General features: G+C 34.2%; 11 protein-coding genes and 2 pseudogenes. 10 read left to right on the forward strand and 3 right to left on the reverse strand.

From position 1 onward, the window contains the following. Positions 1–10 precede the first annotated feature (10 nt). Entirely contained in the window at positions 11–1,939 is a 1,929-nt protein-coding gene (gene feoB, locus HCD_RS05205) for a ferrous iron transport protein B (protein WP_014659528.1), read from the forward strand. 162 nt (positions 1,940–2,101) lie between these two features. On the opposite strand, the gene HCD_RS05210 is transcribed toward feoB, so the two are convergent. Beyond that, positions 2,102–3,424: an RNA-guided endonuclease InsQ/TnpB family protein gene (locus HCD_RS05210; RefSeq protein WP_014658798.1), complete on the reverse strand. Its 1,323-nt coding sequence runs from the start codon at positions 3,422–3,424 to the stop codon at positions 2,102–2,104. A 36-nt stretch (positions 3,425–3,460) separates the two neighbouring features. Between HCD_RS05210 and tnpA the strand changes: the two genes are divergently transcribed. The 3 genes and pseudogenes from tnpA to HCD_RS05225 form a co-directional block, all read left to right on the forward strand. Next, a complete protein-coding gene (gene tnpA / locus HCD_RS05215) occupies positions 3,461–3,877 on the forward strand; it encodes an IS200/IS605 family transposase (protein ID WP_014658764.1) in 417 nt (138 codons plus the stop codon). 213 nt (positions 3,878–4,090) lie between these two features. Continuing rightward, complete coding sequence (locus tag HCD_RS05220; RefSeq protein WP_014659529.1) at positions 4,091–5,296, forward strand: glycosyltransferase; 1,206 nt, start codon at positions 4,091–4,093, stop codon at positions 5,294–5,296. A 178-nt stretch (positions 5,297–5,474) separates the two neighbouring features. Further along, positions 5,475–6,017: pseudogene (locus HCD_RS05225) on the forward strand (hypothetical protein); the annotation flags it as partial. Between the two features lie 306 nt (positions 6,018–6,323). Here the strand turns inward: HCD_RS05225 and fliP are convergent. Beyond that, the gene (fliP, locus tag HCD_RS05230; RefSeq protein WP_411269454.1) at positions 6,324–7,088 is read right to left on the reverse strand and encodes a flagellar type III secretion system pore protein FliP; all 765 of its coding nucleotides are present in this window, start codon (positions 7,086–7,088) and stop codon (positions 6,324–6,326) included. 80 nt (positions 7,089–7,168) lie between these two features. On the opposite strand from fliP, the gene glmU reads away from it, so the two are divergent. From glmU to HCD_RS05260, 6 genes and pseudogenes are all read left to right on the forward strand, one after another. Next, positions 7,169–8,464, forward strand: a complete 1,296-nt coding sequence (glmU, locus tag HCD_RS05235) for a bifunctional UDP-N-acetylglucosamine diphosphorylase/glucosamine-1-phosphate N-acetyltransferase GlmU (RefSeq protein WP_014659532.1) — start codon at positions 7,169–7,171, stop codon at positions 8,462–8,464. Positions 8,465–8,542: 78 nt separating this feature from the next. Beyond that, on the forward strand, positions 8,543–10,909 hold the full coding sequence (locus HCD_RS05240) for a ribonucleoside-diphosphate reductase subunit alpha (protein WP_014659533.1): 2,367 nt from the start codon (positions 8,543–8,545) through the stop codon (positions 10,907–10,909). Between the two features lie 128 nt (positions 10,910–11,037). After that, on the forward strand, positions 11,038–11,982 hold the full coding sequence (locus tag HCD_RS05245; RefSeq protein WP_014659534.1) for a Gfo/Idh/MocA family protein: 945 nt from the start codon (positions 11,038–11,040) through the stop codon (positions 11,980–11,982). Between the two features lie 19 nt (positions 11,983–12,001). Further along, a complete protein-coding gene (locus HCD_RS05250; protein WP_014659535.1) occupies positions 12,002–12,766 on the forward strand; it encodes a sulfite exporter TauE/SafE family protein in 765 nt (254 codons plus the stop codon). Positions 12,767–12,777: 11 nt separating this feature from the next. After that, positions 12,778–13,285: pseudogene (locus HCD_RS05255) on the forward strand (methylated-DNA--[protein]-cysteine S-methyltransferase). A 79-nt stretch (positions 13,286–13,364) separates the two neighbouring features. Further along, on the forward strand, positions 13,365–15,191 hold the full coding sequence (locus HCD_RS05260) for an HsdM family class I SAM-dependent methyltransferase (RefSeq protein WP_081482786.1): 1,827 nt from the start codon (positions 13,365–13,367) through the stop codon (positions 15,189–15,191). A gap of 79 nt (positions 15,192–15,270) precedes the next feature. On the opposite strand, the gene xerH is transcribed toward HCD_RS05260, so the two are convergent. Next, positions 15,271–16,338, reverse strand: a complete 1,068-nt coding sequence (gene xerH / locus HCD_RS05265; protein ID WP_014659538.1) for a tyrosine recombinase XerH — start codon at positions 16,336–16,338, stop codon at positions 15,271–15,273. Between the last annotated feature and the right edge of the window lie 47 nt (positions 16,339–16,385).

Below are 16,385 nucleotides of genomic sequence, written 5' to 3' on the forward strand. Positions count from 1 at the left end.
TCAATTAGGAATGAAAGAAATTATTATCGCACTTGTAGGACAGCCTAATGTGGGGAAGTCATCTCTGATTAATGCACTCAGTAACGCTCATTTGAAAGTAGGGAATTTTGCCGGAGTTACCGTGGATAAAATGGAAGTGAGTTTGATTCACAAAGAGCATAAAATCACTATCATTGATTTACCCGGCACTTACGCACTCAATGACTTCACTACTGAAGAAAAAGTTACTAAAGACTTTTTAGAAAATGAAAAATACGACTTAATTGTCAATGTAGTAGACTCTACTAATTTAGAGCGTAATTTAGCCTTAAGCTTTCAACTACTAGATACGAATAAAAAAATGTTGCTTGCACTCAATATGTGGGATGAAGCACAGAAGGAAGGTATCAGTATTGATATAGAAAAACTTTCTGAAGAATTAGGGGTTGTATGTGTGCCTACGAGTGCTCGCTCCAAAGAGACTAGCTTAAATACAGAGCATTTATTAGATGAGATTGTAACGCTTTATTCTCAAAATATATTAAATAATGAAAATATAAAGGTCCAATCCCAAAGCTTTAATCAATGCTTGGAATATAGCAGCTTAGCTAAAAGGGCGGCTAACTTAGTTACTAATGAGCATAAGCACAATGTGAGTTTTGAACGCACTTATAAGATTGATAAGATTTTAATGCATGAGCGTTATGGCATTTTGATTTTCTTGGGGTTTATGCTAATCATTTTTTCTTTGAGCTTTTTAATAGGGGGGGCGTTACAAGAAGTGGTGGAAGTTGGGTTTAATTTTTTAACTGATAGTATCAAAGAGCATGTGGCTAATGAAGATTTAGCGTCTTTAATAGGCGATGGGATTATTGGGGGAGTGGGGGCTACGGTTTCGTTCTTACCTTTAATCGTAGTGCTATATTTTGGAATTTCTTTACTAGAGACCACAGGCTATATGAGTAGGGTGGCGTTTTTACTAGACGGAATATTGCATAAATTTGGCTTGCATGGAAAGAGCTTCATACCTTTAATTATAGGTTTTGGTTGCTCTGTGCCAGCTTACATGGCAACAAGAACTTTACAAAATCATAATGAACGATTAATCACGCTTTTTGTGATTGGTTTTATGAGTTGTTCTGCAAGACTTCCTATTTATGTGTTGTTTGTAGGCTCGTTTTTTCCCTCTTCAAGCGCAGGATTTGTGCTGTTTTGCATTTATGTTTTAGGGGCGATTGTGGCACTAGTGATGGCAAAACTATTAAAACTAAGCGTGTTTAAAGGACAAACAGAATCTTTTATTATGGAAATGCCAAAATACCGCTTTCCTAGTGCTAGAATGGTTTGGTTTAGCATCTATACCAAATCGCTTTCTTATCTCAAAAAAGCTGGGACTTATATTTTAATGGGAGCGATTTTGATTTGGTTTATGTCTCAATACCCTAAAAATGATGTGGCTATGAAAACTTATAAACAAGAAAGCTTATTGATTAAAAAAGATACTAGCCTTTCACAAGAAGCTAAAGAAGAAAAATTAAAAGAATTAAAAATAGAATTAGATAAAAAGAATTTAGAAAATAGCCTTGTGGGAAGAGCAGGGGTGTATTTAGAAAAAGTCTTTATCCCTATGGAGTTTGATTGGCGTTTGAGTGTATCACTTGTTACTGGATTTATGGCTAAAGAAGTGGTGGTTTCAACTCTTGGGGTGTTATTTTCTTTAGAAGATGAAGATGAAAAATCTAGTGCCTTTAGAGAGATAATTAGAAAAGATGTGAGCGTGCCTAGTGGGATTGCCTTTATCGTGTTTGTGATGTTTTACATTCCTTGTTTTGCAGCTACGATTACTTTTGGAAGAGAAGCTGGAGGGATAAAGTTTGTGGCGTATTTATTTGTGTTTACAACGGTAGTAGCGTATGTGTTCTCGCTCATAGCTTTTTATGTAATTAAAGTCTTTTTTTAAAGAAATCTAAGATTTCTTTATGTTTATTTGGTGTGAAGTTATTAGAATGGTTTTTTAGAGAGTATAATTTTAGCTAATAAAAGTTATCACTTGTTTTATTTTTAGAGTGAAACACCCCTCGCTAAAGCGAGGAGCTTCCTAACTAAAGCACCCTACTGAATGCTAATACGAAAGGCTTTGCTCTTTAAAGTCTGCAAGGCTATTTCCTAACCCAAGAAGACTTAACCCTTTGCTTAAAATATTACTTGCGGCGTTTATATCTCTATGCTCTATATATCCGCAATTTTGACACAGATATTCTCTATGATTTAATTTAAGCTCGTGGTTGATTTGCCCACAACTATGACAAGTTTTACTCGTATATTGTGGGGGAGCTTTCACTAACAATTTGCCATTATGCTGTTGTTTGTAGTCTAAAAAAGAGATGATTTGATAGAATGAAGTATTTAGTATAGACTTATTAAGCCCACTCTTTTGTTTAACATTTTTGAGTTTGGCTCTTTTGGTCATGTTCTTAATTTGTAAGTCTTCAACTACTATCAATTCAAATTGCTTTGAAAGTTCGCTTGTGATTTTATGGTATCTGTCTAGTTTTTGATAGCTTGATTTATCAAAGGCTTTGTTTAATTTTTTTTGAGTTTTGTAAAAATTACCTCCTAGTTTGATTTTATTTTGTTTAGATTTTAAAACCCTACGGCTTTGTTTTCTTTGTAGTCTTTTAAATTCTTTAGAGTATTTTTTAAAAGAATGTAGTTTAGAATAAGTAGGAATAAGTCGTTTTAGATTGATATTTTCATCTACTTTTAAACCTAGTTCTTTCATGTCTTTTTGGTATTGTTCTAGGTCGGTTAGTTTTTCATATTCTTTTAAATCAACGCTTAAAGCTATATCATAGATATTTAAGTCCACACCGACACAATTTCTAGGCTCTTTAATAGTGTTAAGCTCTTTTTCGTATTCTATGCTAAAACTAACAAAATATTTTTGATGAGAGCAAGAGACTACGATTTGTTTAATCTTAGCATTAAGGGGTAAGTCTCTATGCATACGCATTTTTAAGGGCATTTTCATTAAGTTAAACATCTTAAAGCGTTCGTTAAAGTCTTTGATAGAAAAGCCTTGATTATTCCAAGTAAAACTTTGTTTAGCAAATTTAGAGTTTTTAAATTTAGGAAAGCCCCTATTTTTGACTTTAAAGGCATCTCTTAAGGCTCTTTCTGCATTCATGCGTGATTGTTGAGCGACTACACTACTAAAACTTAAATTCCTAGCTTTTAAATGGTGCTTAATCGCACTATCTAATTCGCTTGATTTTTGCCATTTTCTTTGTTTAGTGGGTAAATCTTTGTTTTTTTCGTATTGCTCTTGTTGTAGATTTAAGCAAATGTTATAGGCTTGGTTATAGACAAAAAAAGAGTGTTGTAATTTGGTCTGTTGCTCTTTGGTAGGATACAAACGAAATTTAAAGCCCTTATTTACTTTCATAGAAAGATTTTAGCATAATTTAGTTAAACTTGGTCTATGAAACAAATTGATAATATTAGACATGGCAGACATTGTGTTTTTTTAATGCATGTGCATTTAGTATTTGTAACTAAATATAGGCGTAAAGCATTCAACAAAGAAGTTATAGACTTTTTAGGTTCTGTATTTGCTAAGGTATGCAAAGACTTTGAAAGCGAGTTAGTAGAATTTGATGGGGAAAGCGACCATGTGCATTTACTTATCAATTATCCACCAAAAGTTAGTGTTAGTAGGTTAGTTAATTCTTTAAAGGGTGTTAGTAGTCGTTTGGTTAGACAACAAAATTTTAAAAATGTTAAAGCTACTTTGTGGGGCAATCATTTATGGTCGCCTAGTTATTTTGCTGGAAGCTGTGGGGGTGCTCCTTTAGAAATCATTAAGCAATATATCCAAGAGCAAGAAACACCACATTAGATTTGCTAACCTTTTGTTTTTAGGTTAAATGACACTAAAAAATAGCCTAACGGCTATTGACGCTTACATCTCCGCCCTAAAGGACGGAGTTTTTCGCTTTGTTGGGATAAATGTGCTAAGATTAAGCAAAACTAAAACAAAGAATGGAGTTGTATTTGTGTCAAATTTACCCCCCCCCCACCAATAAAAAACAAAGAAAACAGAAAGAATTCTTTGTTTAAAAGCGAGAAATACCCCCATATTCCTATTGTTTTTACCTTTGATAGGAATTATCTTTTTACAGCTGGAGCATGTTTTTATTCGCTCTTGGATAGCATTAAAAAGGCAGACAAGAAAGTATATTACACCTTACATGCCTTAACGATTGGTCTTACTGATGAAGATATTGCCAAATTGCATCAAATTGTGGAGCCCTTTAAAGAGTTTGCTACTCTGCAACACAAAGATATCTCGGATTTCTTAAACACGCTTAAAAACCCTTTTAGTGAACGTTTTTTAAAGCGTTTTGCCAAAATCGTATTAGTTAAATATTTTTTGAGCGAGTTGTTTTTAGAGTATGAAAAGGTCGTTTTTAGTGATGTAGATGTTATTTTTTGTCAAGAATTTAGCGATGATTTTTTAAAAATTGATGAGAATGACACAAATTATTTCCATGGCGTATTCTCTAGCCAGCATTTTCCTCCAGCAGACAACCATATGTATGAGGGTTTTTTGTTTTGCAACTTAGCTTACCAACGCAAAAACCATTTTGCACAAAAAGTTTTGAATATTTTAAATAACCAAAATATTCGCACTGAGCCAGAACTTACAAACCATTGCTGGCCACATATCGCACGATTGGGTGTAAAATATTGTGTAGCACCAAATTATTATGATTTTTATAAAAACAACCAAGAGTCTTTATGGGCGTGCTTGTATAAGGGGGATCATCCTCATATTAAGGAAGCCCTAGATAATCCAATTATTATTCACTATGACTACAATTATTTCACGGCAGCAGGCAAACCTTGGAATAATCCACTAGAGCTTAAGGCAAATTTATGGCTAAACGCTTTAGCTAAGACCCCATTTTTTAACGACTATACTTTGCTGTTGAATGAAAATTCAGAGTATTATAGCAATATCATTGCTACAACTTATTGTTTTGGTCCTAGGAGAGTAATGACTGGAATTTTATTTGACATGCCAAAATGGTTTTTTAGACATTATTTTAAATATGTGTTTGTCCATAAAGCTGTGATAAAGAGTGAAAGCTTAAAATATGCAAACATGTATATAGATGACAGAATCCGCTATTTTAAGTCTTTGAAGCCTTATTGTTCGCGTTGGGGGTTTAAATTTGTATTTTTTGAAACCCTTAAAGTTTTAAAAATCCATGCACCGTTAAAGAAAATCTATAGGCTAATCAAAAGGCGTTAATTTTAAAGTAAAAGCTTTTTGATGCTCAAGCCTTTATATACTAGATGCTATGGTGTGTGAAGTTAAAATCAAAAACAAAAAAGTTTTTATATAAAAAACATAGATGTATGAACAAATAAGATTGAATAGTGCGAACAATTTGCAAAAGATAGAGCAGAAAAAAGAAAATCTATGAGCAACGCTAGGATTTAATGATGAAAACGCTAAAAAAGGCTATTGTAAAAAAGAACTAAGAGACAACAAAGAAGAGTGTGTTACTAATGGCACGCTTAATATTAAACGCTTGAAAGATAAATTTGATGAACTCAATTTGGAGTATAGTCAAGCTATCGCTAATAAAAAAGGCGGAGCAACAGCACAAGTATTTAATGACTACAAACACAGATTTCAACAACTAAGCCTAGAAACTACTTTAGAAATCGCTCAAAATCTAAGCTTTATGAATAAAACTCTAGCCCTAATGAAGCAAATGCAAAGCTTTGCTTTCAAACAACAAATGGGGTATTTTGAAGATGTTATTCCTACCAAAGAGCTAATGAACGACAAAACACACCAAGATAAACTAAAACAAGCAAAAGAAAAAATAGAAAACACTTACAGAGCTAAATTGAATGCTTATGGCTTTCCTACCAACAATCTAAAAGAGACAAGTAGCAACGCTAAAAATAAAGATGATGATGTGCCAAGCTCTGATAATATCCAGTCGGTTAATCCGTATTAAACTAGGGGCTAATATGTTAAAATTTAATCAAATAAATTAAAGGTTTAAAATGATTAAAGGTGTTTTAAAGCTGATAATAGCAGGGGTTATAGTCGTAGGGATTATGGGGTGTGAGAGCGAAAGTAAAAAATCACAAGACTGACAGAATTTTATATAAAAACCATTTTTTAAAGATGATTTATGGTAATTATTGCTGTGCTTTGATAGGGGTTAAAAGTTTTTGCTTTTTAACCCTTTATTTCATGCTGTTTACAATACCCTTTCTCTATTAATCCATATAAGTTATGGCTTAATACCTTTAAACTACTAAGTCATTTTAAAACTCGCTACTAAATTTTCTGTCAATAAATTAAACCCATCTACTAAAATAAACACTAAGATTTTAAAGGGTAGGGAAATCATTACAGGTGGGAGCATCATCATACCCATTGCCATTAAAATAGAGCTTATAACCATATCAATCACTAAAAAAGGTAAGTAGAGTAAAAAGCCGATCTGAAACGCCGTTTTTAATTCGCTTATCATAAACGCTGGGATTAAAACACTCAAGCTCACATCATTAGGGGTTTTGGGATTAGGCAAGTTTCTAATCCTAAAAAAAAGGGCTAAATCCTTTTCTCGTGTGTTTTTAAGCATAAATTCTTTGAAGGGTAAAGCGCTTTTTTCAAACGCTTCAGTATAAGAAATCTTTTTATCCATGTAGGGTTTAATGCCATTTTCATAAGCCTTTTTCAAGCTAGGTTCCATGATAAAAAAAGTTAATATTAAAGAGAGTGAGACTAGAATTTGAGTGGGTGGGGTTTGTTGCGTGCCTAAAGCGGTTCTTAAAAAGCCAAAAACCACAATCAAACGAGTGAAACTTGTCATCACTAAAATCAGTGATGGAGCTAAAACTAAGAGTGTGAGTAAAGCGACTACATTAAGCGTGGTTACAAGTTGCTTAGGCTCTGTGGGAGCGTTTAAAGAAAGATTGACACTAGGCAAGGTGCTATCTGCACTCATTAAAGGATAAATGATAGCAAGTATCAAAAGAATGATTTTTAAGAAACGCAAAATTCTAGCCTTAAACATTTGATTAAAAACACAAGCCAAATTATAAGACAATGCATGTTAAAATTCCCTAAAATAACCCCCTAAATTTAAGGATTTCAATGCTTTCTGTAATCATACTAGCCGCTGGCAAAGGCACTCGCATGCATTCTAGCTTGCCTAAGAGCTTACACACCATTTGTGGAGAGCCTATGTTGTTTCACATTTTAGAAGTGGCTTTTTCAATGAGTGATGATGTGCATCTCATCTTGCACCATCAAAAAGAGCGTATTAAAGAAGCGGTCATAAAGCGTTTTGATAAAGTCATTTTTCACACTCAAATAATAGAAAAGTATTCAGGAACAGGTGGGGCTATCATGCTAGAAGATAAAACGCCTATTCCCACTCAATATGAAAAAATTTTAATTTTGAATGCGGACATGCCCTTAATCACTAAAAACGCTCTAGCCCCTTTATTAGAAAGCAACCATAACGCCATAGGCATGCTAAATTTAGCTCATCCTAAAGGTTATGGACGCATTGTTTTAGAAAATCATCAAGTTAAAAAGATTGTAGAAGAAAAGGACGCTAATACTAAAGAAAAAGAAATTAAAAGCGTGAATGCTGGAGTGTATTTGTTTGAAAGAAAGTTTTTGGAAAAATATTTGCCCAAGCTAACTAATCAAAACGCTCAATTAGAATATTATCTCACGGATTTAATCGCACTAGGCATAAATGAAAAAATCAATGCAATTTTATTAGAAGAAGAATGTTTTTTGGGGGTAAATTGCCAAGTAGAAAGAGCTAGGGCTGAAGAGATTATGTTAGAGAGATTGAAAAAGAATGCTATGGATTTAGGGGTTATTATGCAATTACCAAGTAGCATTTACTTAGAAAAAGGCGTTAGTTTTAAGGGCGCATGTATCTTAGAACAAGGGGTGCGCATTAGTGGGATTTGTCAAATAGAAAACGCTCACATTAAAGCTTATAGCGTTATAGAAGATAGCGAAATTATCAATAGTAGCATAGGACCCTTTGCCCATGTGCGTCCTAAATCTGTTCTAAAAGAAAGTTCTATAGGCAACTATGTTGAAGTGAAGAATGCAAAACTTCAAGGCACAAAAGCAGGACATTTGAGCTATTTAGGAGATTGCGAGATAGGAAAAAATACGAATGTTGGAGCTGGCGTGATTACTTGTAATTATGATGGTAAAAACAAGCATAAAACCATTATTGGCGAAAATGTTTTTATAGGGAGCGATAGCCAGCTTGTTGCCCCTATCAACATCGGCTCTAATGTCTTAATAGGTAGTGGCACAACAGCAACTAAAGATATTCCTAGTGGTTCATTGAGTCTTTCACGCACCACTCAAACCAACTTTGAAAATGGCTATTTTAAGTTTTTTAAAAAGTCTTAAGCGTGAATTTTAATTTAAGCACTTTACTACTATAATGCCAAGCTTTTAAAAAGTAACGATTTGATTTAAGGATAAATTTTGATTACGGTAGTTAAACGCAATGGGCGTATTGAACCTTTAGATATTACAAAAATTCAAAAATACACTAAAGACGCTACAGACAATTTAGAAGGCGTGAGTCAGAGTGAGCTAGAAGTAGATGCAAGGTTGCAGTTTAGAGATAAGATTACTACCGAAGAAATCCAGCAAACCTTAATTAAAACCGCTGTAGATAAGATAGATATTGATACACCTAACTGGAGCTTTGTGGCATCAAGACTCTTTTTATACGATTTGTATCATAAAGTGAGCGGATTTACCGGCTATAGGCATTTAAAAGAGTATTTTGAAAACGCTGAAGAAAAGGGGCGGATTCTTAAGGGGTTTAAAGAAAAATTTGATTTGGAATTTTTAAATAGTCAAATCAAGCCTGAAAGGGATTTTCAATTCAATTACTTGGGTATTAAGACTTTGTATGACCGCTATTTATTAAAAGATACGGATAATAACCCTATTGAATTACCCCAACACATGTTTATGAGTATTGCAATGTTTTTAGCTCAAAACGAAGAAGAACCTAATAAAATCGCTTTAGAGTTTTATGAAGTTTTAAGCAAATTTGAAGCGATGTGTGCAACCCCAACTCTAGCAAACGCTCGCACTACAAAGCACCAACTAAGCTCATGCTATATTGGTAGCACGCCTGATAATATTGAAGGGATTTTTGATAGCTATAAGGAAATGGCGTTATTATCCAAATATGGTGGGGGCATTGGCTGGGATTTTTCTTTAGTGCGTTCCATTGGAAGTTATATTGATGGGCATAAAAATGCAAGTGCAGGCACGATTCCATTCTTAAAAATCGCTAATGATGTGGCTATTGCAGTAGACCAGCTAGGCACACGAAAAGGTGCGATTGCGGTGTATTTAGAGATTTGGCACATTGATGTGATGGAGTTTATTGACTTAAGAAAAAATAGTGGCGATGAGAGAAGAAGGGCCCATGATTTATTTCCAGCCCTTTGGGTGTGCGATTTGTTTATGAAAAGGGTTTTAGAAGATGCTATGTGGACTTTGTTTGACCCTTATGAGTGTAAAGACTTGGCTGAACTTTATGGAGAAGAGTTTGAAAAACGCTATTTAGAGTATGAAAAAGACCCCACAATCATTAAAGAATACATTAACGCTAAAGACTTATGGAAAAAGGTTTTAATGAATTATTTTGAAGCGGGCTTACCTTTCTTAGCCTTTAAAGACAACGCAAATAGGTGTAATCCAAACGCTCATGCAGGTATCATTCGTTCATCTAATCTCTGCACTGAGATTTTTCAAAATACCGCCCCAAACCACTACTACATGCAAGTAGAATACACTGATGGCACTATGGAATTTTTTGAAGAAAAAGAATTAGTTACCACAGATAGCCATATCACTAAAACGGCTAACAAGCTCACTAGCACAGACACCCTTAAGGGCAAGCAAATCTATATCGCTACTAAAATTGCAAAAGATGGGCAAACGGCTGTGTGTAATCTAGCAAGTATCAATTTAAGCAAGATTAACACTGAAGAAGATATTAAAAGAGTTGTGCCGATTATGGTAAGGCTATTAGATAATGTGATTGATTTGAATTTCTATCCTAACCGCAAAGTCAAAGCCACAAATTTACAAAACAGAGCGATAGGGCTAGGGGTTATGGGCGAAGCTCAAATGCTTGCAGAAAATAAAATCGCTTGGGGTTCTAAAGAACATTTAGAAAAAATTGATTCTTTAATGGAGCAAATCAGCTACTATGCGATTGGTACAAGTGCGAATTTGGCTAAAGAAAAGGGGGTTTATAAGGATTTTGAAGGCTCTAGTTGGAGTAAGGGTATTTTTCCGATTGATGAAGCGAATAAAGAAGCCTTAAAACTTACAGAAAGAGGGCTTTTTAATTACACTTGCGATTGGCAAAGTTTAAGAGAAAAGGTCAAAACAAATGGCATGCGTAATGGCTATTTAATGGCGATTGCTCCCACTAGCTCTATCTCAATTTTAGTTGGCACCACTCAAACTATTGAGCCTATTTATAAGAAAAAATGGTTTGAAGAAAATTTGAGCGGACTCATTCCTGTAGTTGTGCCTAATTTGAGCTTAGAAACTTGGAATTTTTATACATCTGCCTATGATATTGACGCCAAAGATTTAATCAAAGTTGCAGCGGTGCGTCAAAAGTGGATTGACCAAGGGCAAAGCACTAATGTTTTCTTACGCATAGAAAATGCAAGCGGTAAAACCTTGCATGAAATTTACACGCTCGCTTGGAAACTAGGACTAAAATCCACTTATTATTTACGCTCTGAAAGTCCCACTTTAGATGAAAAAAGTGTCTTAGACCGCTCTGTTGAGTGCCATAATTGTCAGTAATACAGGCTAAAAATGGGTTTTTTGAGAGCAGGAGTCCTTTAAAAACCCTTAAACACCCTGTATTTAAGCTAATCTTTTGCTAACATAGAATAGGTTTTTGAAAAGATTTTGTTAGATAAGGAATATTAATGCTTTTTGCTATGATTGGTTCTGGGGGCTATATCGCTCCCAAACATTTACAAGCCATTATGAATACAGGTCATTTTTTGGATTGTTCTTTTGATATTCATGATAGTGTGGGGATTTTAGATGAATATTTTCCGCAATCAGAGTTTTTTACCAATCTTGAAGATTTGGAAGAGTATTTAGAAAAGTCTAAAACTATGGGTAAAGAAATCAGTTACTTGAGTGTTTGCACACCTAATCACACACATTTTGATTATATTCGTTTTGGTTTGCAACACGGCATGCATGTGATTTGTGAAAAACCTTTGGTTTTAGACCCTAGCGAAATACAAGATTTAAAAGATTTAGAAGTTAAGCACCAAAAAAGAGTGTTTAGCATTTTACCTTTGCGTTTGCATTGTGGTATGTTAGCTTTAAAAGAAAGAGTCAAAAAAGAATTAGAAAAAAATCCTAATAAAGTCTTTGATATTACCCTAACTTATATTAGTGTGCAAGGGAAATGGTATTTTTCTTCATGGAGAGCGGATGTTGATAGGAGTGGGGGACTAGCCACTCATATGGGGGTTAATATTTTTGATATGTTATTGCTCTTGTTTGGAGAAGTCAAGGATAAGGTGCTTAATAAAGATGAGCCTGATTGTGTGGGTGGGATACTCTTTTTAGAACATGCCAAGATTAGATGGTTTTTTTCAGTCAACCCAGAACATATGGGGGTAGCCCAAGAGAAAGTTCATCGTAGTATGATTATGGAAGGTGAAGAGCTTAACTTAATGCAAAACCCTAGTGACTTACATACAGAAAGTTACAAACAAATTTTAACTCAAGGGGGGTTTAGCTTAGATGATGCTATGGCTTCCATTAAGTTGGCTTATGAATTGAGAAGCCTCTCTCTTAGTAAGCCCTGTGAAGACTCACACCCCTTGTGTTGTAAAAGTGTAGATATATAAGGGTTGACTGGGCTGTTGTATGGGTATTTATGGATTGTATGTAGCTATTGGGCTGTTTACAGGTATTTTGTCAGGCATTTTTGGTATTGGTGGGGGCATGGTCATTGTGCCTGTTATGCTTATTATGGGGCATTCTTTTGAAGAAGCGGTCGGTATTTCAATTTTACAAATGCTCTTTTCATCTCTTGTTGGCTCTATTTTGAATTTCAAAAAAAAGACGCTTGATTTTTATTCAGGCTTGTTTGTGGGGGTAGGGGGGTTAGTGGGTGCTAGTTTTAGCGGACTGATTTTAAAAATAGTGCCAACTCAAATTTTAATGATAATTTTTGCTTTTTTAGTGCTGTATTCTATCATTCAGTTTATTTTGAAACCAAAATATCAAAATTCTAAGCTTTGTGTCCAACGCTACTATTTTCAAGGTTTAAAACTGATTCTTATTGGCATGCTTACAGGGTCGTTTGCTATTACCCTAGGAATTGGTGGGGGGATACTGATGGTGCCTTTAATGCATCGTTTTTTAGGCTATGACTCTAAAAAGTGCGTGGCATTAGGATTGTTTTTTGTATTGTTTTCTTCCATTTCTGGGACATTATCCTTAATGCACCATCAAATTATCCATAAAGAAATTTTATGGGTAGGGGCTATAGTGGGTTTAGGCTCGTTGGCTGGGGTGAGTGTCGGTATCAAGCTCATTCTAGGACTTTTGAGCGAAAAAATGCACAAGCGATTGATTTTGGTAGTTTATAGTTTTTCGTTGTTAATAACTTTATATAAAATTTTCTAAATTGGGTTTGCATGTTTTTACACCACTACTATTTTAAGACCCCTAAGAGTTTTCCTTTAGAGTATTTGCATTTGTGTGCCAATGGTAGCCATTTGTTAAGATTGGATTTTGATATAGTAAATTTCTCTCACAACACTACTATTAATACCCCACTAAAACTGAGCATACAAGCTTTGGAGCGTTATTTTTTAGGACAACTTTTTGATTTTGATTTGCCTTTAGATTTTGTAGTAGGGACTTCTTTTCAAAAGCAAGTTTGGCTTGTGCTGCTAACAATTCCATATGGTGAAACAAGAAGTTATGATGAAATCGCAAAGCTCATCAATAATCCTAAATCATGCAGAGCCATTGGTAATGCAAATCATAATAACCCTATTTCTTTGATTGTGCCTTGTCATAGAGTGGTGCGTAAAAATGGTGATTTAGGTGGGTATGGTGGGGGGCGTAGAAGTCAAAAAGTGGTTGTTAGAATTTGAACGCAAAAATTTAAGACTAAAAAAGAAGTTAAAAAATAAATAGGAATTAGCTAGAATGAAAAAAGATGAATATGAAATTATCAAGGAATTTGAGAAAAAACTAGATTTACCTAATCAAACTGATGGAACTCGTTGTATCTATAAAAAACCAATTAGCAGACATGTTTAGGGCTTCAAAGATTAACAAGCAAATTAATGTGCCTTTCATAGGGGCTTGTTTATTGTGTATGCAATATGGTATAGATGTAGATACCACTTCCACAAAAACCATTATTCGCTCTATACAAATGGGTTTAGAAACGATTATAGATAACAAGCAACCATTAACACGAAAACAAAAGAAAGAATTTTTAAAAACCACGCTAGGAGACCCTACTTTAAATAAGGCTAAGGATACAGATTTACAAGATATTCTTAGAGAGATTAACACGATTTATCATTTTATCAACACTTCTTATAAAGATGCGTTAGGGCATGATATTATGAGTAACTTCCTAAGGATTTTTAGGCGGTGGAACTCTGTTGATGCAAATGAAAAGGGTGAGGTTTTTACGCCTGAACATATCGCTGATTTAATGTATGATTTGGCAGAATGTAGTTGTGAAAACTTTATTTTAGACCCTGCATGTGGGAGTGGGACTTTTTTAATCACGGCAATGAATCGCATGTTTAAAGAAGTTAAAAATATTCCTAATGGTGATGAATTAGCCAAAGATATAAAACAAAATCAACTTATTGGTATAGAAGTCAATGATTTTAACGCTACTTTAGCAGGGCTTAATGTGATGTTGCATGGTGATGGGGCAAGTTATATTTATAATGAGGATTGCTTTAAAAAGCTTAAAACTCTTATCAATATTTATGATAGAGTGCTAATGAATCCGCCTTTTGCTCTAAGCAACGAGAAAGAGCTAGAGTTTGTCCTAGAAACTTTAAAATATCTAAAAAATGGTGGGGTATTAGCTAGTATCTTGCCTAAGACTTGTTTAAAAGGTAAGGATAGTAAGGAGTTATTAGATGAATGTTTAAAAATAAGCGATTTAAAAATGGTAGTCTCTTTGCCAAGCGATTTATTCCAGCCTAATGCTGGTGAATGCACGGCAATTGCTATTTTTCATAAAACCGAAAAGTTCCACAACTCTAAAACCTTATTGATAGATTGTAGTGATGATGGCTTTAAGCTTAAAGATAGCAATAGAGAATGTAGTCCTTTTTGGTCTCAAATTAGGCATGAAGTTTTAGAAGCAGCTAAAGGGAATTATGACGAATTAAGAGCGATTGAAGTAGAAATTAAATCTAGCGATGAGATTTTATTTGAAGCGTTTAGTTTGCACAGACCTTTAGATATTTCTAAAGATACCTTTCAAAAATATTTGAAAGAAAAAATAGCCAGCTCAATTCTTTGTAATGAAGCTTTAAAAGAAAATGATTTTAAGCTAATCTCAAATTTAAAAGAAAGCGAATATAAACGCTTTAAAATTAATGATTTACTTGTAAAAATTAGTAATGGCTGTGAGAAAAAATCCATTGAGCGGACGCTAGAAAACAAATTTATTCAAGGTGTGCCGTTAGTAATTGCCAAAAAAGATAATAACGGCATTGGGGGGCTTGTTGAAAAACCAAGCGTTATATTTAAGGATAAGTTTTGCATTGTTACAAAAGGCAATGGGGGTGGGGGCAAGACTTTTTATTTAGAAAAAGAATTTTGTGCGACAACATTGATAATGGTTTGTGATTTAAGAGAGTCTTATTCTTCTATGGATAAATTTGCAAAATTTTATTTAAGTGTAGTGGTTAGCGAGCGTTTATTTAAAACCGTTAGTGAGGGTCGCACTATTAATGAAGTTCCTATCATTGAAGTTAAACTTCCTATTAGAGAAGATGGCAACCTAAATGTGGAATTCATGAGTGATTTTATTAAGCAATTTGAAATGGCTAGGTTTTTGTAAAAAATTCTTGTTTTTATGGTTAAAAGACTATCCATAAGACTTATCTTAATAATGAAACTTAAAGTTTATTCGTATTTTATCAACTCCTTTCCCAAATGCTCGCCGCTTCTTCTAAACGCTCTTTATCAAAATGCGTATAAATCCTACTCGTATTCAAGCTCGCATGCCCAAGAGCTTCTTGAACTAAAATCAAATCATGGCGTTTTTGATAAAGCAAAGTCGCAAAAGAGTGGCGTAGCATATGCGCCCCATTTTTTTCTCGCCTAAGTCCTGCAAAATTGATGATGCGTTCTACTTGTTTATACAAATAAGCCTGCGTTAAAGCTGTGCCTTTTTGATTGCAAAATAATAAATCATCTTTGATAGGGTATAGCTCTCTTTCTGCTAACCATTCTTTTAAAAGGCTCTCAATATGAAAGGCTTTGAGCATGACAACCCTGTATTTATCCCCCTTACCTTTAATGGCAATCGTATAACAACCATTTTCTAAAGTAAAATCTTTGATTTTTAGCCCTAAGGCTTCACTAGAGCGAATGCCTGTAAAAACAATGATTTTAATGAGTAGGCGATTTCTAGCTCTCACTTTTGCTGACATCTCTATTTTATCAATACTCTCTAAAAATTTGTCTAATTCTTCGTTATTTAAATGAGTAGGGAGCTTATTGCCTGAGCTTTGACTCATACCACTGATATTTTTAAGCGTGATATTATAAATATAAGATTTTTCATTTGCATCTTGATTGTTTTTATCTATATAACCAAAAAGTCCTAACAAAGCAATCCTATAATTCTTTTTAGTAGCTAAACTCAAACCTCCTGTATAAACACTCAAAAATTCAGCGAGCATGACTTCATCTATGCTTTTAAGCGATTCTAAAGAAAGTTTTGTGGCATATTCGTAGAATTTAAATAATGGTCTAGCATAGGTGTTGATACCTAGTAATCCAGCGTTACGAGCTTTTTTGCAAATTTTTTCTAAGCATTCTAAGTTATGCACTTGATGAAATTCGTTTAGGCATTCAAAAACCTTGTTTTGGTCTTTGACTTGGGAATTAGACAAGCTCGTGCATTTGTAACGCAAAAAGCGAGCTATCCATAGCAAAAGGTTCTCTATAGGGTCTTGTAGCTCTTCTAGGGGGTGTTTCATAATGATACTAACTCTGCAAGATAAAAGTTTAATTTAGTTATGAAAAC

The organism is Helicobacter cetorum MIT 99-5656, from assembly GCF_000259275.1.
In the GTDB taxonomy this organism is placed as follows: Bacteria; Campylobacterota; Campylobacteria; order Campylobacterales; family Helicobacteraceae; genus Helicobacter; species Helicobacter cetorum.

Coding starts and splice junctions, on each gene's coding strand:
- feoB (WP_014659528.1), top strand. CDS start 11: ATGAAAGAAATTATTATCGCACTTGTAGGACAGCCTAATGTGGGGAAG.
- HCD_RS05210 (WP_014658798.1), bottom strand. CDS start 3,424: ATGAAAGTAAATAAGGGCTTTAAATTTCGTTTGTATCCTACCAAAGAG.
- tnpA (WP_014658764.1), top strand. CDS start 3,461: ATGAAACAAATTGATAATATTAGACATGGCAGACATTGTGTTTTTTTA.
- fliP (WP_411269454.1), bottom strand. CDS start 7,088: ATGTTTAAGGCTAGAATTTTGCGTTTCTTAAAAATCATTCTTTTGATA.
- glmU (WP_014659532.1), top strand. CDS start 7,169: ATGCTTTCTGTAATCATACTAGCCGCTGGCAAAGGCACTCGCATGCAT.
- HCD_RS05245 (WP_014659534.1), top strand. CDS start 11,038: ATGCTTTTTGCTATGATTGGTTCTGGGGGCTATATCGCTCCCAAACAT.
- HCD_RS05250 (WP_014659535.1), top strand. CDS start 12,002: ATGGGTATTTATGGATTGTATGTAGCTATTGGGCTGTTTACAGGTATT.
- HCD_RS05260 (WP_081482786.1), top strand. CDS start 13,365: ATGGAACTCGTTGTATCTATAAAAAACCAATTAGCAGACATGTTTAGG.
- xerH (WP_014659538.1), bottom strand. CDS start 16,338: ATGAAACACCCCCTAGAAGAGCTACAAGACCCTATAGAGAACCTTTTG.